The sequence below is a fragment of the Nonomuraea sp. NPDC048901 genome (genome assembly GCF_040649695.1).
GTDB lineage: Bacteria > Actinomycetota > Actinomycetes > Streptosporangiales > Streptosporangiaceae > Nonomuraea.
Genome location: NZ_JBEZFW010000012.1, coordinates 160,057 through 183,094 on the forward strand (window position 1 = coordinate 160,057; position 23,038 = coordinate 183,094).

The 23,038-nt window shown below is 72.7% G+C and carries 19 protein-coding genes; 11 read left to right on the forward strand and 8 right to left on the reverse strand.

The features are described 5' to 3' along the window. The first annotated feature begins 107 nt into the window (after positions 1-107). On the forward strand, positions 108-2,579 hold the full coding sequence (locus AB0C30_RS36295) for a glycoside hydrolase family 3 C-terminal domain-containing protein (protein ID WP_357952677.1): 2,472 nt from the start codon (positions 108-110) through the stop codon (positions 2,577-2,579). 114 nt (positions 2,580-2,693) lie between these two features. Here the strand turns inward: AB0C30_RS36295 and pucD are convergent, their stop codons facing one another. From pucD to AB0C30_RS36325, 6 genes are read right to left on the reverse strand one after another with little or no spacing between them, the layout of a single operon-like run. Then, the gene (gene pucD / locus AB0C30_RS36300; RefSeq protein ID WP_357952679.1) at positions 2,694-4,979 is read right to left on the reverse strand and encodes a xanthine dehydrogenase subunit D; all 2,286 of its coding nucleotides are present in this window, start codon (positions 4,977-4,979) and stop codon (positions 2,694-2,696) included. Then, a complete protein-coding gene (locus AB0C30_RS36305; protein WP_357952680.1) occupies positions 4,976-5,440 on the reverse strand; it encodes a (2Fe-2S)-binding protein in 465 nt (154 codons plus the stop codon). Before AB0C30_RS36305 ends, pucD begins: the two co-directional genes overlap by 4 nt. 3 nt (positions 5,441-5,443) lie before the next feature. After that, positions 5,444-6,301, reverse strand: coding sequence for an FAD binding domain-containing protein (locus AB0C30_RS36310; RefSeq protein ID WP_357952681.1), 858 nt, complete (start codon positions 6,299-6,301; stop codon positions 5,444-5,446). Further along, positions 6,298-7,590 (reverse strand): MFS transporter, encoded by a 1,293-nt coding sequence (locus AB0C30_RS36315; RefSeq protein ID WP_357952682.1) that lies wholly within the window; start codon positions 7,588-7,590, stop codon positions 6,298-6,300. The genes AB0C30_RS36310 and AB0C30_RS36315 overlap by 4 nt, the downstream gene beginning before the upstream one ends. A gap of 3 nt (positions 7,591-7,593) precedes the next feature. Then, positions 7,594-8,757, reverse strand: coding sequence for a peptidase dimerization domain-containing protein (locus AB0C30_RS36320; RefSeq protein ID WP_357952683.1), 1,164 nt, complete (start codon positions 8,755-8,757; stop codon positions 7,594-7,596). Beyond that, on the reverse strand, positions 8,754-9,779 hold the full coding sequence (locus AB0C30_RS36325) for an LLM class flavin-dependent oxidoreductase (protein WP_357952684.1): 1,026 nt from the start codon (positions 9,777-9,779) through the stop codon (positions 8,754-8,756). The genes AB0C30_RS36320 and AB0C30_RS36325 overlap by 4 nt, the downstream gene beginning before the upstream one ends. A 95-nt stretch (positions 9,780-9,874) precedes the next feature. On the opposite strand from AB0C30_RS36325, the gene AB0C30_RS36330 reads away from it, so the two are divergent. Continuing rightward, the gene (locus AB0C30_RS36330; protein ID WP_357952685.1) at positions 9,875-10,657 is read left to right on the forward strand and encodes a FadR/GntR family transcriptional regulator; all 783 of its coding nucleotides are present in this window, start codon (positions 9,875-9,877) and stop codon (positions 10,655-10,657) included. A gap of 43 nt (positions 10,658-10,700) precedes the next feature. Here AB0C30_RS36330 and AB0C30_RS36335 read toward each other — a convergent pair whose 3' ends face one another. Next, entirely contained in the window at positions 10,701-11,747 is a 1,047-nt protein-coding gene (locus AB0C30_RS36335; protein ID WP_357952686.1) for a hypothetical protein, read from the reverse strand. A gap of 131 nt (positions 11,748-11,878) precedes the next feature. Here AB0C30_RS36335 and AB0C30_RS36340 point away from each other — a divergent pair, with 131 nt between their 5' ends. Beyond that, positions 11,879-13,156 (forward strand): histidine kinase, encoded by a 1,278-nt coding sequence (locus tag AB0C30_RS36340; RefSeq protein WP_357952687.1) that lies wholly within the window; start codon positions 11,879-11,881, stop codon positions 13,154-13,156. Next, entirely contained in the window at positions 13,153-13,863 is a 711-nt protein-coding gene (locus AB0C30_RS36345; protein WP_357952688.1) for a response regulator transcription factor, read from the forward strand. Before AB0C30_RS36340 ends, AB0C30_RS36345 begins: the two co-directional genes overlap by 4 nt. On the opposite strand, the gene AB0C30_RS36350 is transcribed toward AB0C30_RS36345, so the two are convergent. Beyond that, the gene (locus AB0C30_RS36350; RefSeq protein ID WP_357952689.1) at positions 13,858-14,880 is read right to left on the reverse strand and encodes a LacI family DNA-binding transcriptional regulator; all 1,023 of its coding nucleotides are present in this window, start codon (positions 14,878-14,880) and stop codon (positions 13,858-13,860) included. The genes AB0C30_RS36345 and AB0C30_RS36350 overlap by 6 nt on opposite strands. 96 nt (positions 14,881-14,976) lie before the next feature. Between AB0C30_RS36350 and AB0C30_RS36355 the strand changes: the two genes are divergently transcribed. From AB0C30_RS36355 to AB0C30_RS36385, 7 genes are read left to right on the forward strand one after another with little or no spacing between them, the layout of a single operon-like run. Continuing rightward, positions 14,977-16,920: a primary-amine oxidase gene (locus AB0C30_RS36355; protein ID WP_357952690.1), complete on the forward strand. Its 1,944-nt coding sequence runs from the start codon at positions 14,977-14,979 to the stop codon at positions 16,918-16,920. 12 nt (positions 16,921-16,932) lie between these two features. Beyond that, a complete protein-coding gene (locus AB0C30_RS36360) occupies positions 16,933-18,552 on the forward strand; it encodes an ABC transporter substrate-binding protein (RefSeq protein WP_357952691.1) in 1,620 nt (539 codons plus the stop codon). A gap of 2 nt (positions 18,553-18,554) precedes the next feature. After that, positions 18,555-19,463 carry an ABC transporter permease gene (locus AB0C30_RS36365; protein WP_357952692.1) on the forward strand — a complete coding sequence of 303 codons (909 nt, stop codon included), beginning with the start codon at positions 18,555-18,557 and terminating at the stop codon, positions 19,461-19,463. Next, on the forward strand, positions 19,460-20,305 hold the full coding sequence (locus AB0C30_RS36370; protein WP_357952693.1) for an ABC transporter permease: 846 nt from the start codon (positions 19,460-19,462) through the stop codon (positions 20,303-20,305). The genes AB0C30_RS36365 and AB0C30_RS36370 overlap by 4 nt, the downstream gene beginning before the upstream one ends. Beyond that, a complete protein-coding gene (locus tag AB0C30_RS36375) occupies positions 20,302-21,336 on the forward strand; it encodes an ABC transporter ATP-binding protein (protein ID WP_357952694.1) in 1,035 nt (344 codons plus the stop codon). The genes AB0C30_RS36370 and AB0C30_RS36375 overlap by 4 nt, the downstream gene beginning before the upstream one ends. Next, on the forward strand, positions 21,333-22,070 hold the full coding sequence (locus AB0C30_RS36380) for an ABC transporter ATP-binding protein (RefSeq protein WP_357952695.1): 738 nt from the start codon (positions 21,333-21,335) through the stop codon (positions 22,068-22,070). The genes AB0C30_RS36375 and AB0C30_RS36380 overlap by 4 nt, the downstream gene beginning before the upstream one ends. Next, on the forward strand, positions 22,067-23,035 hold the full coding sequence (locus tag AB0C30_RS36385) for a P1 family peptidase (RefSeq protein WP_357952696.1): 969 nt from the start codon (positions 22,067-22,069) through the stop codon (positions 23,033-23,035). Before AB0C30_RS36380 ends, AB0C30_RS36385 begins: the two co-directional genes overlap by 4 nt. Positions 23,036-23,038: the final 3 nt, after the last annotated feature.

The following is a 23,038-nucleotide window of genomic DNA, read 5'->3' on the forward strand; positions in this document are numbered from 1 at the left end:
CCTCTCGGGGCTGCGGCTACGTTTACGGATACGTCTCACTTCTACGTATCAGTAGTGGGAGTGAAAGACGTGCTGACGGCCGTTACCCCCGAGCTCAGGGACCCCTCATGAAGCTGGAAAGCCTTGTCGCCGCCCTTCCCCTGGAGCGGAAGGTGAGGCTGCTCACCGGTGCCGACTTCTGGTCGCTCCACCCGGAACCCGCCGTCGGCCTGCGCCGGCTGGTCGTCTCGGACGGCCCGGCCGGTGTCCGCGGCGAGATCTGGGACGAGCGCGACACCTCCGTGAACGTGCCCTCGCCCACCGCCCTCGCCGCCACCTGGGACGAGACCCGCGTCGAGGCGATCGGCCGCCTGCTGGCCGCCGAGTCGCGGCGCAAGGGGGTGGACGTCCTGCTCGCCCCCACGGTCAACCTGCACAGGTCCCCGTACGGCGGGCGCCACTTCGAGTGCTTCAGCGAGGACCCGCTGCTGACGGCCAGGATCGGCGTCGCGTACGTACGGGGCGTGCAGGGCGGGGGAGTGGGCGCGACGGTCAAGCACTTCGTCGCCAACGACTCCGAGACCCAGCGGATGACCCTCGACGCCCGGGTGGACGAGCGGACGCTGCGCGAGCTCTACCTGGCGCCCTTCGAGGCCATCGTCCGGGAGGGCGAGGTGTGGGCGGTGATGGCCGCCTACAACGGTGTGAACGGCGCGACCATGACCGAGCACCCGCTGCTGCAGGACGTCCTGCGGGACGAGTGGGGGTTCGACGGGGTCGTGATGTCCGACTGGTTCGCCACCCGTTCGACGGCGGCGGCCGGCAACGCGGCGCTCGACCTGGTGATGCCCGGGCCGTCGGGTCCGTGGGGCGAGGCGCTGGTGGCGGCGGTACGGGCGGGCACGGTTCCGGAGTCGGCCGTCGACGAGAAGGTGCTGCGCATCCTCCGCCTGGCCGCCCGGGTCGGCGCCCTGGACAACGAAACCGCCGACACCGCCGGCGCCGCTGCCGGCGCGGCGTACACGGAGGAGCGGGTCGCGGCCGAAGTGCGTGCCACGGCGGCCGCCGGGTTCGTACTGGTTCGTAACGAGGGTGGGGCGCTGCCGCTCGCCCCCGCCGAGCTGCGCGGGATCGCCGTCCTGGGACCCAACGCGGAGGTCGCCAGGACCCTGGGCGGTGGGAGCGCCACCGTGTTCCCGCCGTACACGGTCTCCCCGCTGGACGGCCTGCGGGCGGCGGTCGGCGACGGTGTCGAGGTGACGCACGCCATCGGCGTCGTCGCGCACACCCGCACGCCGATCGCGCGGGCTCCCTGGCTCCGCCTGCCCGACGGTACGGATCATGGCGCTGAGGTGAGATACCTCGACGAGAACGGTTCCGTGCTCGCGGTGGAGCGGCGCGACGGGGGCGCGTTCAACTGGGTGATGGGCTCCTACCCGGAGGGGGTCGTGCCGGAGCGGCTCGCCGCGATCGAGGTCCGTGCCCTGATCAGGGCTACGGAGGCGGGTACGTACCTGATCGGCTCCTCCGGCCTCGGCCGGCACCGCCTCCTCGTCGCGGGTGAGGAGGCTTACGACGCCGTGCTCACGCTGCCGCCGGGCGCCGACATGGTCGAGGCCATGCTGACGCCGCCGCAGCGGACCCACCCCGTCCGGCTCGCGGCGGGTGAGAGCGTCGAGGTCACGCTGGTACATGATCGCGAGCGCACGGAAGGCGGGCTGCCCGGCCCCGCGCTCCAGCTCAACCTGCAGACGCCGCACGGCACGGATGAGGAGGAGATCGAGCGGGCCGTCGCGCTGGCCCGCGCCGCCGACGTCGCCGTGGTGGTCGTGGGCACCAACGAGGAGGTCGAGAGCGAGGGGTTCGATCGGACGAGCCTCGCGCTGCCTGGGCGGCAGGACGACCTCGTCCGCCGCGTCGCCGCCGCGAACCCGCGCACGATCGTCGTGGTCAACTCCGGCGCCCCCGTCCTGCTGCCCTGGCACGAGGAGGTCGCCGCGGTCCTGCTCACGTGGTTCCCCGGGCAGGAGTACGGCAACGCGCTGGCCGACGTACTGCTCGGCCGGGTGGAGCCCGGCGGGCGGCTGCCCACCTCATGGCCTCTCCACGAGGGCGACCACGCCGCCACGCAGCCGGTCGATGGCGTGCTCGCCTACGACGAGGGCCCGGCGATCGGCTACCGCGGCCAGATCGAGGCCCTGTACCCCTTCGGCCACGGCCTCGGCTACACGACCTGGGAGTACGGCGCCGCGGAGGTCCGCAACGTCGATGACGGTGCGGCGGGCGAGGTCACCGTTCGCGTGCGGAACGCCGGTGACAGGCCCGGGCGTGAGGTCGTGCAGGTGTACGCGAGCCGCCCCGACAGTGCCGTCGAGCGCCCCCGGCGCTGGCTGGCCGGGTTCGCCACGGTCGACGCGGCCCCCGGTGAGGAGGTCGCGGTGACGGTGACCGTCCGGCGGCGCGCTTTCGAGCACTGGGACGTCGCGGCGGGCCGCTGGGCCGTCGAGCCGGGCACCTTCCAGCTGGAGATCGGCTCCTCCTCGACGACTTCACGACCCCGCCGGCCGTCGCCCGCCATCTCGGTGAGCCGTCCCCGCTGACCGTGGTGCCGTCATCGTGGTCGTCGCGCAGGCGCAGGCCGTGGCCGTCCAGCGCCCGCGCGACCTTCGGTACAACCTCGAGGTGGCCGATCAGCCGCTCGCCGCGTCGCGCGGTCAGGGGAACCGGTTCGCCGCGCGCGCGACGGCCTCCGGCGTGGCCGGGATCCGGTCGAGCGCGCCGCCGATCGCGTCCCTGATCGCCGCCGCGATGGCCGCCGGCGCCGACAGCAGCGGCGGCTCGCCCACTCCGGTGAGCCCGTACGGTGAGTCGGGGCGCGGGAGTTCGAGGATGTCGAGCACGGTGGGCGGCATGTCCATGGTGGTCGGGATCAGGTAGTCGGTGAACGACGGGTTGAGAATCCGCCCGTCACGCACCAGGACCTCCTCCATCAGGGCCAGCCCGAGCCCCTGCGCGATGCCTCCGTGCATCTGCCCTTCGACGGCGGCCGGGTTGATCGCTTTGCCGACGTCCTGGGCGCAGGCGATCTCCACGACGCGCACGGAGCCGAGCTCGGGGTCCACGTCGACGACGGCCCGGTGCGCGGCGAAGGCGTACGCGACGTGGGCATCGCCCTGACCGGTCTCCGGGTCCAGCGCTCGCGTGCGGCGGTGGCGGAAGACCGCGGTCTCGTCGACGTCCGCCGCGGCCAGCAGGTCCGCGAGGGTGACGGCACGACCTGACGCCGCCGACACCGCGGCCGCCGCCGACGCCTCGCCGCCGTACGCGAGCGCCTCGACGGGCTCGCCGAGCAGCGCCGCCGCCCGTTCCAGCAGCCTGGCCCGTACGGCCGCGCAGGCCGCCCGCACGGCACCGCCCGACATCCATGTCTGCCGCGAGGCCGAGGAGGTCCCGGCGTCGCCGACGGCCGTGTCGGCGGGCAGGACCGTGACCCGCTCGAGCGCCAGCTCGGTCCGCGCGATCTGCGCCTGCACCGTCACCAGCCCCTGGCCGACCTCGGCCGCGGCCGTGTGCACCTCGGCGAACACCTCTCCGTCGTGCGCGAACACCCGGACCCTGGCCGTGCCGAAGTCGTCGTACCCGGCGGACTTGCAGATGTTCTTCACCGACACGCCGTACCCCACGCCGCGCCGCAGCCCTTCGGCGCGCGTGGAGTTCGAGGTCCCGCCGGGGAGCAGCTCGCCGGGAGGCGGTGGGAGGGGCTTGGCGGCGACTCGGCGCAGCAGCTCGGCCACCGGCGCGGGCCCCTCGACCCGCTGCCCGGTCGCCATCACGGACCCGGTGCCGACCGCGTTGCGCAAGCGCAGCTCCACCGGGTCCATGCCGAGCGCCGCCGCCAGCCGGTCCATCTGCGACTCGTGGCCGAAGCACACCTGCACGGCGCCGAAGCCGCGCATCGCCCCGGCGGGCGGGTTGTTCGTGTAGACCGATCGGCAGTCGACCTCGACGGCCGGGACCTCGTAGGGGCCGGTGGCGAAGCAGCCCGCGTTCCCGGTCACGGCGGCCGAGGTGGAGGCGTAGGCGCCGCCGTCGAGCAGGATGTCGGCCTTGACGTACAGCAGCTTCCCGTCGCGGGTGGCGCCGTGCTCGTAGCGCATCCGGGCGGGGTGGCGGTGCACGTGGCCGGCGAAGGACTCCTCGCGGCTGTAGCTCATCTTCACCGGCCGCCCGAGCCGCAGCGCCAGCAGGCAGGCGTGGGCCTGCACGCTGAGGTCCTCGCGCCCGCCGAACGCCCCGCCGACCCCGGCCAGCGTCAGCCGCACCCGGTCCTTCGGCAGGGCCAGGCACTCCGCGAGCTGGTCCTGGTCGACGTGCAGCCACTGCGTCGAGCAGTACAAGTCCACCCCGGCGTCCTCGCCGGGCACGGCCAGGCACGACTCGGGCCCGAGGAATGCCTGGTCCTGCATTCCCACCTCATACTCGCCCGTCACGACCACGTCGGCCTCGGCCACCGTGCCGCGCCGGATGCGCAGGTGTTTGACCAGGTTCCCACCCTCGTGCAGGACCGGGCCCGTCATCGCCGTCTCGGGGTCGGTCAGCGCGGGCAGCTCCGCGTAGGAGACCCGGATGAGGGCGGCGGCGCGGCGGGCCAGCTCGGGGGTGTCGGCGGCGACGACGGCGACGGGCTCGCCGATGTAGCGGACCCGGTCCTCGGCGAGTACGGGCTGGTCGCGGCGTTCGAGCCCGTAGCGGTTGCGGCCGGGCACGTCGGCGGCGGTGAGCACCGCGTGCACGCCGGGCAGTTCGAGCGCTCCAGCCGGGTCGATGGACAGCAGGCGCGCGTGCGGGTGCGGGCTGCGGACGGTCGCGCCCCACACCATCCGGTCGTGCCACAGGTCGGAGGAGAAGGCGAAGTCGCCGCGCACCTTGGAGACGGCGTCGGGCCGGCGTGCGGACTCGCCCACGCCCTGACGCTCGGTCGCGTGCAGTGTCGTGGTCATCGCGCTCGCCCCGCCGCCAGCCGTACGGCGTCGAAGATCTTCTCGTACCCCGTGCAGCGGCAGAGGTTGCCCGCGAGGGCCTCGCGGATCTCCGGCTCGCCGGGGTCGGCGGAGCGGGCCAGCAGGTCATGCACGGCGACCACCAGCCCCGGCGTGCAGAACCCGCACTGCACGGCGCCCGCGTCCACGAACGCCCGCTGCACCGGGTGCAGCTCCTCGCCGTCGGCCAGCCCTTCGACGGTCACCACCGCCGAGCCGCGCGCCTGCCCGGCGGCCACCAGGCAGGCGCACACGGCCGTCCCGTCGAGGTAGACCGTGCAGGAGCCGCATTCCCCCTGCTCGCAGGCGTTCTTGGAGCCGGGCAGCCCCACCCGTTCGCGTAGCAGGTAAAGCAGGCTCTCGCCCGGCGTCACTCCGTCGAGGCTCTGGTGAACCCCGTTCACCTCCAGATCGACCCGCATCGGTCAGCTCCTCCGGTATTCCTGCCAGGCCCACGCGAGGGTACGGCGGGCGAGTACGGCGACCGCGTGCCGGCGGTAATCGGCACTGGCCCGGACATCGTCGATGGGTGCGGTCGCGTCCGCCACGAGTGCGGCGAACCGGGCGGCGACCGGGGCAGGCGGTTCGCGGCCGCCGTCCCAGTCGAGCTCGGCGGCGGCGAACTCCTCGGCGGCCGGGGCGGCGACCGGAGTCGGAGCCGCCGACCCGACGGCGCAGCCGACGCGGCGCCGTACCGGATCCAGCGTGAGCGCCACGGACGCGACCGCGATCACCATGGCGTTGCGCGGCCCGAGCTTGGCGAACTGCTCGGGCCCCGTCGCCGCCGGCACCCGCACCGCCGCCACGATCTCTTCCTCGGCCAGCACCGAACGCCCGGGGCCGAGGAAGAAGTCACGGGCCGGAACATGACGGACACCGCGCGGCGAGGCGAGTTCGATGGAGGCGCGCGCCGCCAGCAGCGGCGGCAGCGCGTCACCGGCGGGCGAGGCCGTGCCGAGGTTCCCGCCGACGGTGGCCCGGTTGCGGATCTGCGCGGAGCCGATCGTGCGCGCCGCCCGCGCCAGTCCCGGCAGCGGGCCGCCCAGCTCGCCGACGATCCGTGTGTACGGCACACCCGCGCCGAGCCGCACCGTGTCGCCGTCGCGGGACCACTCCTGAAGCTCGGGCACGCGGCTGACGTCGAGCAGCTTGGACGGAGCCGTATGCCCGAAGTTGAGCCCGACCATGACGTCCGTGCCGCCCGCGATCAGCGTGGCGTTCGGATGGGCGGCCTTCAGCTCGCAGGCGTGCCGCAGGTCGCCGGCCGTGAGGAACGCCGTCACGCCGTCACCCGTCCCGCTTCGCCCGCCCGCTCGGGATCGGCGGCCCGCTCGGACAGGAACAGCGTGGCCACCGCCCCGACCAGCCCGGCCGCGGTCATGTAGAGCGCGATCGACGTCGAGGTGCCGGTGGAGTCGTACAGCCAGGTGGCGATGATCGGGGCGAGGCCGCTGCCGAACACGGTGCCCAGCGTGTAGCCGACCGACATGCCGGTGTAGCGCACCTCGGGCGGGAAGACGTGCGCGAAGAACGTCGGCATCGTGCCGTAATTGGCGGCGTACGGGATGAACAGCGCGAGGAAGCCGAGCAGCATCACTCCGAAGGATCCGCTCTGGAAGGCGGAGAACCACACGTACGGCAGTGCCGCCATCCCGATGATGCTCACCCAGAAGATCTTCTTGCGGTCCACCCGGTCCGACAGCCAGCCGAAGAACGGAATGGCGGCGATGGTGAACACGTTGACCAGCAGCACCAGCTGAAGGATCATGTCCCGGTCCAGACCGAGCTTCTTCTCGCCGTAGCCGAGCGAGTAGACGGTGGCGATGTAGAACGTGGCGCCGGCCGGGATGTAGGCCAGGCACATGAGGATCACCCGGCGCCAGTGCTGGGACAGCACCTCGGCCAGCGGCGCCTTCCTGACCTCGCCGCGCTGCTTGACCTCCTGGAAGTCCGGGCTCTCCGCCAGTTTGAGCCGGATGAGCAGGCCGAAGCCGACCAGGACCGCGCTGAGCAGGAACGGCACCCGCCAGCCCCAGGTGAGGAAGGCGTCGTCGGACAGCCGCGAGGTGAGCAGGAAGACCAGGTTGGCCAGCAGCAGTCCCCAGGCCGCGCCGGTGTTCACCAGGGCGCCGAAGAAGCCGCGCCGGGAGCGAGCCGCGTGCTCGACGCTCATCAGCACGGCCCCGCCGTACTCGCCGCCCAGCGACAGGCCCTGCACCACGCGCAGCAGCACGAGCAGGATCGGGGCGGCCACGCCGATGGAGTCGTAGGTGGGCAGCAGGCCGATGCAGAGCGTCGCTCCGCCCATCAGGCAGAGGGTGACGACCAGCATGGACTTGCGGCCGAGCCGGTCGCCGAAGTGCCCGAACAGGGCGCCGCCGATCGGCCTTGCCACGAACGCCAGCGCGAACGTCGACAGCGACAGCAGCGTCCCGACCAGGTCGTCGTAGCTGGGGAAGAACAGCTTGTCGAAGACCAGGACGGCGGCGGTGCCGTAGATGAAGAACTCGTACCACTCGATCGTCGTCCCGGCGAGGCTGGCCAGGACGACCCTGGTGGAGCTTGTTGCCATGGTTCACGCCTCCAGGAAGCGAGTGACGGTGTCACGCAGGATGGCGGCTTCGTCGCGTACGGCCGACAGTCGCACGTAGTCGTCGCCGAGCAGGTCGCCCTCCTCGGGCACGCCGAACATGACGGTGGGGATGCCGCGCTCGGCCGGCCCGCCCGCGTCGAACGAGCCGCCGTAGACGGTGTGCCGGGGCTCGCCCAGGCGGGCACGGATCGCGCCGTCGAGCGCGTCGAGCACGGCTCGCCTCTCAGGCGGAAGGTAGGCGGGCAGCATCGTGACGCCGGGCCGGACGGCGATGTCGCAGCCACCCGCCACCCCTTTCAACGCCTGGGCGATCTCCAGGGCGGCGTCTTCGGGATCGGTGCCGGGCAGCAGCCGCCGGTCCACGGTGATCCGCGCCGAGCCGGGCAGGGTGTGCGGGGCCAGCGGCTCGTAGCTCACCAGGTACGGCACGACCTGCTCGTGCCCCAGTTCGGGGTGTTTCTCGCTCTGGGCTTTCGCGTCGAGTTCGCGGAGCTTGACGACGACGTCGGCGGCCGTGTCGATCACTCTGCCGCTGCCCGGCGGAGCCGAGGAGTGCGCCGTCCTGCCCTCGATCTCGACGAGCACGTCGACCCGGCCCCGATTGCCGATCGACACCTCGAACCCGGTGCAGAAGAGCTGGATGACCAAGTCAGGGGTCTTCGGCAGCGCGTCCAGGATGGCTCGCGAGCAGTCGTGGCTGCTGCGTCCCTCGTTGTTGACGCAGAGCAGCAGGGTGCCGTGGAGCGGTACGTTCTCGGCCACGATCCAGCGGGCCAGGTCCAGCAGGCACGCCTGATGCGCTTTGTTCTGCGTGACCCCCTGGCCGAACAGGTACGGCTCGCCGTCGAGGGTGCGGATGTCGCCCGACCACGGATCGGCCATCAGGTTGTGGTGCTGGGTCGGCGTGTACGCCATGAGGGCCAGTGTCGGACCCCGGCCGTCGCCCAGCCGTACGGCGAACTGGTTGAGCGGCAGGTCGATGATGTCGTCGGCGCCCACCTCCAGGAACGCCGGCCGCAGGTGGTCCTGAACGTAACGCACGAGCGTCGGGTGGTCGGGGGCGATGAGCGTCTCGGCGCCCAGGGGCACGGCGGAGGGCACGCGGGCCAGCGCCGCCAGGGCGTCCACGACGTATTCGCCGGTCACCGAGCTGTCCCTTCGAGAGCGCGCAGGCGGGGGAGCACGTCGCCGCCGAAACTCTCGATCAGCTCGCTCGGCAGTGAGTAATTGCCGACGTGCCGCAGGTAGAAGCCCGTCACGCCCAGCTCGACCGCGCGCCTGGCCCGCTCCACGATGTCGTCCACGGTGCCGAACAGGCAGAACGTCCGCGCGAACCGAACCGCCATCTCGTCGGTCACCCACTTCGAGGCGTGCTCGATCGCCAGCTTCCAGTCCTCGGCGTGCACCATGTCCGGATAGACCTCGGGCACGTGCGGCGGCGGCGCCAGCTCGATGCCCGCGACGCGCAGGAAGTCCTGACCGCCGATGGTCGCCATGTGCAGGCAGATCGGCTTCAGCACGGCCGCGTCGCGTTCGAGGTCGTCGGTGACCTTGCAGAAGGCGCCGGCGGTGAATTCGAAGGCCCTGCCGGACCCGGCGAGGCCGGCCCGCGCCGCCTTCATCGTCTGGCCGAGGGTCTCCGGCGAGATGCCGGCCAGCGTGACCACGCCGTCGGCGATCTGTCCGGCCAACCCCAGCGTGCGCGGTCCGCTCGCCGCGATGTGCACGGGCACCGCGCCCCCGGCGTCACGCAGCCGTAGCCGCCGCTCGCCGTACACCTGCTCCTGCCCGCTCAGCAGCGTGCGGATCTCGCCGATCGCCGAGCGGAGCTCGGCCCGCGTGGTGGGGCGGATACCCAGCGGCTTCACCGAGCTGTCACCCGTGCCCAGCCCCAGCACGACGCGGCCGGGCGCCAGCTCCGCGACCGTGTTGATGCCGGAGGCCACCACGGTCGGGTGGCGGGTGACGACGTTCGTCACGGCGGTGGCCAGGCCGATGCGGTCGGTGCGGGTCGCGGCCACAGCCATCACCGCGTACACGTCGCGCCAGAGGAGCTGCGAGTCGGCGATCCAGGCCACGTCGAAACCGTTGCGCTCGGCGCGCCGCACCTCCTCGGCGACCTGGTCCGCTCGTCCGCACGGCGGGAAGCGCACACCCACCTTGATCATGCGATCACCTCTGCTCTGGTGGTTCCTCCTCGGGATAGTTCGGCAAGCTAGTCTGTTGTCTGACATCAGTCAACGTTTATGGCAGAATGCTCGGCGTGAGCGCCGAGCAGACCCGTGAGAGTGCCCGGTACGAGCCGCTGGCTCGCACCCCGCTGCCCGACGTGATCGCCGAGCAGCTCCTGGCCGAGATCGACTCCGGTGCTCTGCGGCCGGGCGACCAACTGCCCTCGGAGCCGGAGCTGGCCCGCCAGTTCCAGGTCGGGCGCAGCTCGCTGCGCGAGGCCATCCGCAAGCTCCACACGCTCGGCGTGGTCGAGGTCGTGCGGGGCCGGGGCACCTTCGTCCGGCATCGCACCGAGCCGGAGCCGACCCCGCAGTTCGCGCGCTGGAGCGCCACCGAGGGGCCGGCCATCGCCGAGGTGCTGGAGGTGCGGATCGGGCTGGAGCTGGCCGCGGCGGGCCTGGCCTGTGTCCGCGCCACCCAGGCCGACATCGACGCCATGGCCGCCCGCTGCCGCGAGCACGAGGCGGCCCGCCGCAAGGGCGACCTCGACGTGCTGGTGGGCACCGACGAGCTGGTGCACGAGAGCCTGATCCGGGCCGCGCACAACGACCTGCTGCTGCAGATGTACCTGGCGCTGGTGCCGCAGATGGCCGAGTTCCGCGCGCACACGCTCGCCCTGGGCCGGGCGGACGAGCGGTTCGACCCGCACCACCGGGCGATGCTGGCCGCGCTGGCCAAACGGGATCCGGCGGGGGTGCGACGGGCGGTCGTTCACCACATCGGCGCGCTCTACGGCGAGGTGCGGGCCGCCACCGGGCAGGAGCCGGTGCCGGAGATGCTGGACTTCGGCACCATTCTCGGCAGCTTCACCTGACGCGGCCCCGCCGAAGAGGCCATGTTCGCCACGCATTACGTGATCATGTCGTCGCGCATCGTCGCCCCCCGCGGCCGAGCAGTGCCAGCAGGCCGATCATGACCAGTCCGAGCGCCGTCAGTTCGGCTCGCTCGGTGAGGGTCGCGGCGTTGGCCAGCACTCCGAAAGCGGTGTGCGCCACCAGCGCCCCGCCGGCCAGCGCGAGGCTGTGCCGGTCCGACCACGCGCCGCTCGTCGTCCAGCGGCGGACCAGCCACCACGCGAGCACCGCGAGGGCCGCGGCGGCCAGCATCGGCACCACCACCCAGTTGCCCCGGGTGAAGGCGGGCTGCGTGGCGCCGCCGAAGGGGAACAGGAGCGCGAGATAGCCGAACGCGACGATCCCCCCGAAAACCGCCACGGTCCACGAACCGGGCACCGCGCCCGTACCGGTAGCCGGAGCCGATGAGCGCCGGGCGGTCTGTGATACGCCGGGAAGCGGGTGCGAGGCGCGGGGGACGACGCGCAGTGCCAGCACCGCGAGCAGCGCCACGGCCGCCAGGCAGCCTGCCACCACCGGGACCGGCGCCTGGTAGCCAGGGTCGATGAAGCTCGTCACGCTCACCCGCAGCAGCACCCCGCCCAGCACGAACACCACCCCGGTCACCACCAGGCCGGTCCGCTTCAGATACGGCCGGTCCCGCAGACCTGGGAACACCAGGTCGACCAGCAGGATCGGCAGCGCCACACTGAACACGGCGTGGTAGGGGAGGTTGAGCTCGGTGTACGCGCTGTTCAGCCCGAGGATCCTGGGCGCCCACCCGGCGACGCCGTACAGGGTGGGGCTGCTGAGCGCCTGCAACGCCAGGCCCTCCTCGACGATGCCGTACGCGAGCCCGAGCAGCAGGATCGAGAGCCAGCCCGCGCCGCGCCGGCGTACCAGCTCGCGGATCAGCACGGTGCCCGCGCCGTAGATCGGCACCCACAGGAGCATCAACCAGATCTGGCTCAGGGGTGGGTTGCCCAGGGTGAGCTCGGCGACGAGCGGGGTGATCACCGCGAGCAGCAGCGCGGCCCACCGGCGGCGTCCGCTGGAGTCTGTTGTGGTCATGCGGCCACGGTGCCGCGCGACGGGTGATCACCGCTGCTGCCGGAAGACCGCTCCATGGCAGCCTTGGTCGTCTTCCGGCAGTGACTTTGGTTGCTTACGCACGGGTCGGTGGCGGGCTAGCATCAGCGGTCATGTTCGTGGCCGGTGCGGAAGACGTACGGCCCGGCTGGATTCGGTCGCGGCGCGACTGGGTGGTCGGGGCGGGTGGGTTCATCCTCGCGCTCGCCGGCGCGGTCGGGGTCGTCTGGGGTGATCTGACGGGCGGCACGCCGGGCTGGTATCTGGTGGCCGATGTGGCGGGCGGCGCTCTGGCCTGCGCGGGGCTGTGGTTGTGCCGCAGGTGGCCGGTGAGCGTGGGGCTGGCCGTCATCGCGCTGTCGGTGCCCGCCGCGGCCGCCTCGGTGGCGGCCGGGATCGCCACGCTGATCGTGGCCCTCCACCGGAAGCCGCCCGCCGCGATCGCGGTGGGGGTGGCGGGGGTGGCCGCGACGCTGGGCAGGTTCGCCTGGCGGCCGCCGGGGCTGGCGCCCTATCCGGTGTGGGCGTTGGTGGGGGTGCTGTTCGGCGGCGCGCTGACCGGCTGGGGGATGCTGGCGCGCACCCGGCGGGAGCTGGTGCTGTCGCTGGCCGAGCGGGCCCGCCGGGCCGAGGCCGACCAGCGGCTGCGCGCCGAAGAGGCGCGCCGGGCCGAGCGGATCGGCATCGCACGGGAGATGCACGACGTGCTCGCCCACCGGCTGTCGTTGCTGGCGGTGCACGCGGGGGCGCTGGAGTTCAACGCGGACGCCACGCCGGGGGAGGTGGCCGACGCGGCGGGGGTGATCCGGTCGAGCGCGCGGCTGGCGCTGGAGGAGCTGCGGGCGGTGATCTCGGTGCTTCGCGAGGCGCCCCCGTCCGATGACGGTTCGCTGTCGCCCGGCCGCCCGGATCTCGCGTCGCTCGTGGCGGAGTCCCGGAGCGCCGGGATGCGGGTCGAGCTGCGCGATCACGGGCTCCGGCTGGCCGACTTGCCGGAGGTCACCGGGCGCGCCGCTTACCGCATCGTCCAGGAGGGGCTCACGAACGCGCGCAAGCACGCGCCCGGCCAGCCGGTCACGGTCGTCATCTCCGGTACGGCGGGTGCCGAGCTGCGGGTCGAGGTACACAATGCGCCGCCCGGCGGAACGACTTCATTCGGCCCGGACGCGGGGTCAGCCGGTGATGTGGGGCGGCCGGGGGCCGATGCGGGTCCCGGGGATACCGGTGCGCTCGAAGCGCTGGCGTCAGGGGCGGATCTCGGGACGACCGGGGCGGGGGCGGGGCTGGCCGGGTTGGCGGAGCGGGCGGAGTTGGCGGGTGGGCGGTTGGCGTGCGGGCCAGTGGCGGGCGGGGGGTTCCGGCTGGTGGCCTGGTTACCATGGCCCGTGTGACTGAGCCGCCGCCACAGCAGCCACCCACGCGGCAATCGCCGCCGTCCCGGCCGTCGATCCGGGTGCTGATCGTCGACGACGACGCGCTCGTCCGCGCCGGTCTGGCGTTGATGCTCAAAGGCGCGGCCGACCTCCAGGTGGTGGGGGCGGTGGCCGATGGCGGGGAGGTGGTGGCCGCGGTCGACGCGCACGCTCCCGACGTGGTGCTGATGGACATCCGGATGCCCGGCCTCGACGGCATCGAGGCGACCCGGCGGCTGCGTAGCCGGCCCCAGGCGCCCGAGGTGGTCGTGCTCACCACGTTCGACGCCGACGAGCACGTGTTCAAGGCGCTGCGGGCGGGGGCCGGCGGGTTCCTGCTCAAGGACACCCCGCCGGAGGGGATCGTCGATGCCATCCGCCGGGTCGTGGACGGCGAGCCGATCCTGTCCCCGAGCGTCACCCGGCGGCTGATCGCCCACCTGGTGCCTGAGGAGGAGAGCCGTCGCCGGGCCGACGCCCGGACGGTGCTGGCGCGGCTCAGCGAGCGGGAGCGTGAGGTCGCGCTGGCGGTGGGGCAGGGCAAGCCCAACGCGGTCATCGCCGCCGAGCTGCACATGAGCGTCGGCACGGTCAAGGGCTACATCTCGCGCATTCTCACCAAGGCGGCTCTGGACAACCGGGTCCAGCTCGCCCTGGTCGTCCACGATGCCGAAGGCGCGTCATGAACCCCGCGTGGAGGCTCGCAGGGTGAGCTCGATGGGGTGGATCCGCTCCGTCCCCGCCGGAGCCGTGCCCGACAGCAGGTCGAAGAGCAGCTCCGCGCATCGTACCCCCGCCTCTCTGGGACGCAGGTCGATGGCGGTGATGGGCGGGTCGGCCAGTTGCATGGCGGGGCTGTCGACGCACGACGCGAGCAGCAGGTGGCGACCCCCCTCGCGACGCGGGTCGCCGTCGTCTTCACGGCGGAGCAGGTCGCGGCCCTCCTCGCGCAGGAGCGGCAGCAGGTCCGTGGCCGATCCGGCGGGCCCGCACACCAGCGCGTCGATGCGCGGCTCCAGCGCCAGCAGCTCGCGGGCGGTCTCGTGGACCTCGCCCGCCGAGCAGTCGAAGGGGACCGTACGGACCAGCGGGTCCACGTCGTGCCGGACGCACCAGTCGCGGAACCCCCGGTGTACGGAGGCGGCCCAGTCACTCACGTCGCCGGCCACGATGAGCGCGGGACGGGTCGCGCCGGAGGCGCGCAGGTGGTCCATCAGGCGGCCCAGCATCTCGGCGTGTTCGGAGCGGACCACGCCGTCGGCCCGGCCGGTGCCGGTGAAGCGTTCGCAGGTGACCGTGGGCAGGCCGGTGTCCATGAGCTTGGCCACGATCGGGTCGTCGCCCAGGGGGTCGCCGAGCACGAGGCCGTCGACGCGCGGGGTGCGGCGGCCCGAGGTGATCAGCGTGACGTCGTAGTCGTTGTCGGCCGCCCCCTGCACGACCCCGAACACGAACGACATGTAGTAGGACGAGCGGGTGAGCACCTCCGGCACGTGCAGGCCGATGGTGCCGGTGCTCGCCCGGCGCAGGTGCCTGGCCGACCCGTTGGGTACGTAGCCGAGCGCGTCGGCGGCCTCCATCACCCTGGCCCTGGTCTCCTCCGACACCCGGCCGGAGCCCCTGAGCGCGTCGGACGCGGTCGTCTTGGAGACCCCTGCCGTCTTGGCGACCGTGAGGATAGTGGCCGGCTCGTCTGCGCGCACGCCCTGATGCTAGCGCCACCGTTGATCTGTTTCCGCCATGTATCGACCTGGCGAAAGGTCTTGTCCTCGTCCTGAGGCGGAAGTATGTTGGCCCGCATGCCGGAACGTTCCGGCAAGAAAGGGGCGGAAAGCCGGATGGCAGCTGGACGGCGGGTTCTCGGGGTCGGGGAGCGGTCGCATCCGCTCGACCCGCTCAGTGCGCAGGAGATCGAGGACGCCAGGCGGATCATGGCGGACGACGGAGTGCTGGCCGCCACCGGCCGGGTGGCCTACCTCGGGATCGAGGAGCCCCCGAAGGAGGACGTGCTCGGCGAGGCGCCCGCTGCCCGGCGGGCCCGCGCCCTCGTGCTCGACCTGGCGAGCGAGCAGGCGCAGGACGTGGTCGTCTCGCTCACCGAGGGGCACGTGGTGGAGCGCCGACCGATCGACCCGATCACCGACGGCCAAGTCCCCATGCTGGACGAGGAGCACGAGCTGGTCAGGCGGGTGCTCGGCGCCGACGCCGGCTGGGCCGCGGCGCTGGCCCGGCGCGGCCTGGACGACACGGCCCTGGTGTGGCTCGCCGCCCTGTCGGCGGGTAGCTACGGCCTGCCGGGCGAGGAGGGCAGGCGGATCGCCCGCGTGCTGGCCCACCTGCGCCCGACCGAGGAGAGCCTGCCCTGGGCGCACCCGATCGACGGCCTGGTGGCCTTCGTCGACCTGCTCAAGGGCGTGGTGATCGAGATCGTCGACACCGGCGTGCTGCCCATCCCCGCCGAGGCGGGCGACTACCACCTGGAGCGCGAGCACCGTACCAGTCAGCGCCCGATCCACATCACCCAGCCGGAGGGCCCCAGCTTCGGCATCGACGGCAATCTCGTCACCTGGGAGAAGTGGAACGTCCGCCTCGGCTACGACATGCGCGAGGGCCTGGTCCTGCACCAGATCGGCTTCGACGGCCGGCCCATCGTCTACCGGGCGTCGGTGGCCGAGATGCTGGTGCCCTACGGGGACCCGAGCCCGGTCCGGTTCTGGCAGAACTACTTCGACACCGGCGAATACCAGCTCGGCAAGCTGGCCAACGCGCTGGAGCTGGGCTGCGACTGCCTGGGCGAGATCACCTACTTCGACGTCACCGTCACCGGCGGCGACGGCTCGCCCAAGGTGCTGCCGAACGCGATCTGCATGCACGAAGAGGACTACGGCGTGCTGTGGAAGCACACCGACCCGGCCAACGACTCCCGCGAGACGCGCAGGCAGCGGCGGCTGGTGATCTCCTTCTTCGTCACCGTCGGCAACTACGACTACGGCTTCTACTGGTACCTCTACCTCGACGGCACCATCGAGCTGGAGGTCAAAGCCACCGGCATCGTGTTCACCGGCGCCTACGACGAGCGGGCCGCGCCGTACGGCTCGCAGGTGGCGCCGGGGCTGGCGGCGCCCTACCACCAGCACCTGTTCTCCGCGCGGCTGGACATGATGGTCGACGGCCCGGCCAACGCGGTGGACGAGGTGGAGGTCGTACGCCTGCCCATGGACGAGCGCAACCCGTACGGCAACGCCTTCGGCCGCAAGGCCACCCGGCTGCGCACCGAAGCGGAGGGCCGGCGCGACGCCGACCTGGCCACGGGCCGCACCTGGCACGTGGTCAACCCGGAGGTGACCAACCGCCTGGGCGAGCCCGTCGGCTACGCGCTGTACCCCGAGGGCCTGCCCACCCTGCTCGCCCACGAGAACTCCTCGATTCGCGCCAGGGCGGAGTTCGCCACCAGCCATCTCTGGGTCACCAGGTACCATCCCCGGGAGCGCTATCCGGCTGGTGACCTGGTCAATCAGCATCCGGGTGGCGCCGGGCTGCCCGCGTACACGGCCGCGGACCGCGACATCGACGGCCAGGACATCGTGCTGTGGCACACGTTCGGGCTGACCCATTTCCCCCGTACCGAAGACTGGCCGATCATGCCCGTCGACACGTGCGGGTTCACCCTGAAGCCCGTCGGGTTCTTCGATCGCAACCCCACGCTCGACGTCCCGCCGAGCAGCCAGGGCTCCTGTCACTAGAGATGAGGCGTCATGCGATACAGACTGGCCGGTAGCGTCGCGGCGGTCGTGTTGGCCACCTCCGCCTGCGGCGGCGGCACGGAAGCGGCCCCGCCGGGCACCGCGGCGACCGGCTCGGCCGCCGCCCCCGGCTACCTGGCCGTGGCCGACGGCAAGCTGCCCGCGGGCGGCGCGCTCAACGTCGCGGTGCACATCGACAGCGGCGCGGCGACCGGGCTCGACCCGCAGCTCGCCGACGTGGCCACCTCCTGGCAGCTGATGTCGCTGGTCTACGAGACGCTGGTCACCGTGGGGCCCGACTTCAGCCCGCAGCCGCGGCTCGCCGAGAGCTGGGACAACCCCGATCCGACCACGTACGTGTTCCACCTGCGCAAGGGCGTCGCCTTCTCCAACGGCAGGCAGATGACCGCCGACGACGTGGTGGGCAGCCTGAAGCGGCTGCTGGCCGCCAAGTCGGTGTGGCGGGGGCAGCTCGGCCCGGTCGAGAAGGTGACCAAGGTCGACGCGGCCACGGTCAAGGTCACGCTGGCCAAGCCGTACACGCCGTTCCTGGCGGCGCTCGCCAACGTGCCGGCCGCGATCCTGCCGATGAAGGAGATCGAGGCGAAGACGCTCGACCCGGCCAAGGAGATGCTGGGCACCGGGCCGTTCAAGGTGCAGGCACACCGCCAGGACGTGTCCTGGAATTTCGCCCGCAATGAGCATTACTGGGACAAGGGAAAGCCGGCCGCCGACAGCCTGACCGTCACGATCGCGCCCGAGGAGGCCGCCCGCGTCGCCGCCGTGCAGAACGGCAGCTCCGCCCTGGCCGCCCTGGGCAACGTCGACTCCGCCGCGATGCTGGCCGGCGCCGCGAACGTCAAGGTCGCCACCCAGGCCACCACCGACTTCTACTACCTGATGCTCAACTCCAAGAACCCCAAGTTCGCCGATCCCCGGGTCCGCCAGGCGCTGAACATGGCGCTGGACCGCAAGCAGATGGCCGAAGTGGCCCTCGGCGGCCAGGGCAAGCCCACCGGCGTCACCCCCGCCGGCCTGCCCGGCGCCTGCGACCCGGCCACGCTCCCCTCGGCCACCGCCGGCGGCGCCGCGAAGGCCAAGGAACTGCTCGCCCAGGCGGGCGTCGCGAACCTGTCGTTCACGCTCAGCATCTACTCCACCGAGCCGGCCCCCGCCGTCGCCCAGGTGATCCAGCAGAACCTCCAGCAGGCCGGCGTCACCGTCAAGATCGAGCAGATGGACGAGGCGAGCTGGGCGGGCAAGGTGTACGGCAAGGTGCCCGCGACGTTCGACGCCGCGCTGTCGTGGTTCGCCGGATACGCCGACCCCGGCATGGTCACCACCTGGTGGAACCCCGACGTCGCCGGCTTCAACGCGGGCTTCATGCAGGCCGACAAGGACCTCAACACGCTGATCACCGCCGCGACGGAGACCCCGTCGGGCGCCGAGCGCGACAAGGCGCTGGCCGCGGTGTGCGCCAAGGTGGACACCGACGCGCAGATGATCCCGCTGGTCACCCGCCCGGCCACGATCGCCTATCGCGCCGACGCGGTCAGCCCGAGCCTGTACGCCACCGAGGGCTACGGCAACCTGCTCCGGCTGGTCGCCGACGCCCGGGTCAAGAAGGGCTGACGATGCGGCTCCTGCTGTGGTGGGCGGGCCGGGCGCTGAGCTCGGCCGTCACCCTCCTCGGCATCTCCGTCCTGATCTTCGCGGCGCTGCGGCTGATGCCGGGCGGCTTCGCCGAGACGATCCTGGGCCCGTTCGCCACGCCCGCGCAGAAGGCCGAACTGGCCGCCAGGTACGGGCTCGACCAGTCGGTGTTCGCCCAGTACGGGCACTGGCTGGCCGCGGTCGGCACCGGGGACTTCGGCACCTCGATGATCAGCAGGCAGCCGGTCGCGGCCGAGCTGTGGGCCCGGCTTCCGGTGACGGCCCAGCTCACGCTGTTCGCCGTCGCCGCCGCCGTACTGGCGGGGGTGCCGCTCGGCGTGCTGACCGCGCTGCGCGCCCGCCCCGGAGGCGGCGGCGCGGCGGGACGGCTGCTGAGCGGGCTGGGCGTGAGCGTCCCCGAGTTCGCGCTGGGCAGCCTGGTGGTGTTCGTGGTCTCCCGGTACGGCCTGCAGACCAGCGGCTACCTGCTGCCCGCCGCGGTGCTGTCGATCTTCGCCATCTCGGCGACGGCCAGGACCACCCGCGACGCCGTGCTGAACGTGCTGGTCGAGCCGCACGTCACGGCCGCCGTCGCCCGGGGTGAGACGCCGTGGTTCATCGTCCGGCACCACATCCTGCGCAACGCGGCCGGGCCCGTGCTGACGCTCACCGCGACGATCACCGCCTACCTCCTCGGCGGCGCGCTGATCGTGGAGTACCTGTTCAACCTGCCGGGCATCGGCTCGTACGTCGTCCAGGCGGTGGGGCGCAGGGACTACGCGGTCGTGCAGGCGGGCGTGCTGCTGGCGGCCACCGTGTTCATCGTGATGAACGTCCTGATAGACCTGCTCGTCGGCCTGGTCGACCCGAGACTCGGGAGGCGCGCGTGAACAGGACCGCGCGGGTGAAGAGGTCCAGGCGGCTCGATCCGTTGTCGCTGACCGGCCTGGGCTGCCTGCTGCTGCTCGTCCTGGTCGCGCTCGGCTCGCTCGTACACGCCGGGGGAGACCCCGACGCGATCGTGGGCCCGCGGCTGCGGCCGCCGGGTCCCGGCTGGTGGCTGGGCACTGACAACCTGGGCCGCTCGATGCTGCCGCGCATTATGGAGGGCGTCGGCACCACGCTGCTGCTCTCCTCGGCCGCCGTCCTGGTGACCGCCGCCCTCAGCGCGGGCTTCGGCATCCTGGCCGGATACCGGGGCGGCTACCTGAACGAGCTGATCATGCGGGTGGTGGAGCTGCTCTACTCCTTCCCCGCCATCGTCCTGGCGATCCTGGTGGCGGCCGTCGCCGGGCCCGGTCAGCTAGCGGCCGTGGCCAGCATCGTGCTGGTCACGATCCCGCTGATGACCCGGCTCGTACGCGCCGCCGCCGTCGCCGTGGCCGAACGCGACTACGTGACCGCGGCGGCCATCAGCGGCGCGGGACTGCCCCGCATCCTCGGCCGTCACGTACTCCCGAACGTGGCCGGCACCATCGCGGTCCAGGGCACCTACGCGCTGTCGGTCGGCATCTCGGTCGAGGGCGGCCTGAGCTTCCTCGGCTTCGGCGTGCAACCGCCGCAGGCGTCGCTCGGGGTGCTGATCCGCCAGGGTGGCACGTACATGATGGCCGCCCCCTGGCTGATCATCGGGCCCGGCGTCGTGCTGGTGCTCGCCATCCTGTCCATCAACGTGCTGGGCGACGGGCTGCGCGACCGGTTCGAGCCGAGGGAGACGAGGTCACTGATATGAGCGCGCTGCTCGAAGTGGACGGCCTGGAGGTCGACTACGGGACGGCCCGCGCCCTCGACGGCGCCGACCTGCGCGTGGCGGCGGGCGAGGCCGTCGGGGTGGTGGGCGAGAGCGGGTCGGGCAAGTCCACGCTCGGCGCGGCGATCGGCCGCCTGCTGCCCCGCCAGGCGGTGGTGGCCGCCGGTTCGGTACGCGTGGCCGGTGAGCCGGTGCTGGACCTGCCGCCCGCCGCGTTGCGGCGGCTGCGCAGGCAGCGGCTCGGCTTCGTCTTCCAGGACCCGATCGCCTCGCTCGACCCGACCATGCGGGTCGGCGCCCAACTCCGGCTCGTCCTCCGCGCACACGGCCGCGACGGGCGCTCCGGGCGCGACGGCTCCGAGAGGCCGGACGGGCGTGAAGGCCGCCAAGGCCCCCAGGGTCCCGACGGGCGTGCGGGGCTACAGGCTCAGGTGGCCTTTCACCTGGAGCGGGTCAAGCTCGACGACCCGCGCGTGGCCACCGCCTACCCCCACCAGCTGTCCGGCGGCATGGCCCAGCGGGTGGCCATCGCGCTGGCCATGGCCGCCTCGCCCGAGTTGCTGGTCGCCGACGAGCCGACCGCCTCGCTCGACAGCCAGGTACGCGAAGAAGTGCTGAACGTGGTGTTCGCGCTGGCCCGGCAGGCGGGCACGAGCATCGTCTGGCTCAGCCACGACCTGCCGGCCGTCGCCCGCAGGTGCGACCGCGTGGCGGTCATGTACGCCGGGCGCGTCGTGGAGAGCGGCCCGGCGGCCGACGTTCTCGGCGATCCCGTGCACCCCTACACCGCCGCCCTGGCCAGATCGGCCCCCGCCGTGGCCGTTCCCGGGGTACGGCTGGAGCCGGTGCCGGGCCGCCCGCCGGTCCTGACCGGTCCCTCACCCGGCTGCGCGTTCGCGCCCCGCTGCCCCTTCGCCGAGGACCGCTGCGCCACCGAGCGCCCCGAACCGGTCCGCGTCGGCGCCAAGGACGTGCTCTGCCACCGGGCCGCCGAACTGGAGGTGATCGCGTGATCCTCGATCTCACCGACGTCACGGTCTCCTTCACCACCGGCCCGCCGCTGCGCCGTACCCGGCTGGACGCCATGCGCGGCGTCTCGCTCTCCGTCGCCGAGGGCGAGACGCTCGGCCTGGTAGGCGAGTCCGGCTCGGGCAAGACGACCACCAGCCGGGTCGCGCTCGGCTTGCAACGGCCCACCACCGGCACGGTCAGGTTCGACGGCCGCCCCTTCCCCCGGCGGCGCAAGGACCTGGCCGGGCGGATGCAGGCCGTGCTCCAGCACCCGCACTGGTCGCTGAACCCCCGGATGCGCATCGGGCAGAGCGTTGCCGAGCCACTCGCCGTACTCGGGAAGGCCGCCGGTGACCTGGTACCCGAGGCGCTCGAACAGGTCGGCCTGGAGGCCGGCTTCGCCGACCGCTACCCGCACGAGCTGTCAGGTGGCCAGCGGCAGCGGGTGTCGATCGCCCGCGCGCTGATCACCCGGCCGAGCTTCATCGTCTTCGACGAGGCCGTCAGCGCCCTGGACGTCTCCGTCCAGGTGCAGATCCTCAACCTGCTCAAGGACCTGCAGACGGAGTACGGCTTCGCCGCGCTGTTCATCTCCCATGACCTGGGCGCCGTCCGCTACGTGGCCGACCGGATCGCCGTCATGCGCGGCGGCGAGGTCGTCGAGACCGCCGACGCCGCCACCTTCTACTCCGCCCCCGAACATCCGTACTCGCGACAACTCCTGGAGTCCCTGTGACCCTCGCTCCCGTGTCGGCCTTCGCCGCCGGCGTGCCCGGTAACTCCGACCTCCCGCTGACCCCGCAGCCCAGCCCAGGGCGCGGCTCGGTCGCGTTCGACCTGCCCGGCGTGTTCGTCGGCACGGCGGAGTACGGCGAGGGGCCCACCGGCTGCACCGTCGTGCACGTCCCGGCGGGCGCGCGGACCGCCGTGGACGCCCGCGGCGGCGCGGTGGGCCTGAGCGGTGGCTACGACTACAACCATGCCATCTGCCTGACCGGCGGGTCGGTGTACGGGATGTCGGCGGTGGCCGGGGTGAGCGAGGAACTGCTGGCCCGGCGGAGCAACCAGACCAAGTGGGACGAGCTGCAGCTCGTCTCGGGTGCGGTGATCTACGACTTCTCCCCGCGGGACAACGCCGTGCACCCCGACGGGCCGCTGGGCCGCGCCGCGCTGCGCGCCGCCGTCGAGGGCGAGTTCCCGGTGGGGCGGTGCGGCGCCGGACGCAGCGCCAGCGCGGGCAAGGTCGACTTCGCGAGGGCCGAGTTCGCCGGGCAGGGCGCCGCCTTCGGCACCTTCGGGGCGGTCAAGGTCCTGGTGGCGACGGTGGTCAACTCCGTGGGCGTGGTCGTCGGCCGCGACGGGACGATCCTGCGCGGCAACTACCATGCCGACGAGGACGCCAGGCGTCACCCGAGCGTGGACTACGCGATCGCGTCGGACGCGCCGGCCGTCATGGGCAACACCACGCTGACGGTCCTGGTGACGAACGTACGGCTGCACGACGTCGAGCTCACCCAGCTGAGCCGTCAGGTGCACGGCTCGATGCACCGGGGCATCCAGCCGTTCCACACCCAGAACGACGGTGACGTGCTGTTCGCGCTGACCACCGACGAGGTGGACCTGGGCGGCCTCAAGCCCGCCGGGCTGGGCGCCCTGGCGTCGGAGATCGCCTGGGACGCCATCCTGAGCAGCGTGGAGTAGGAG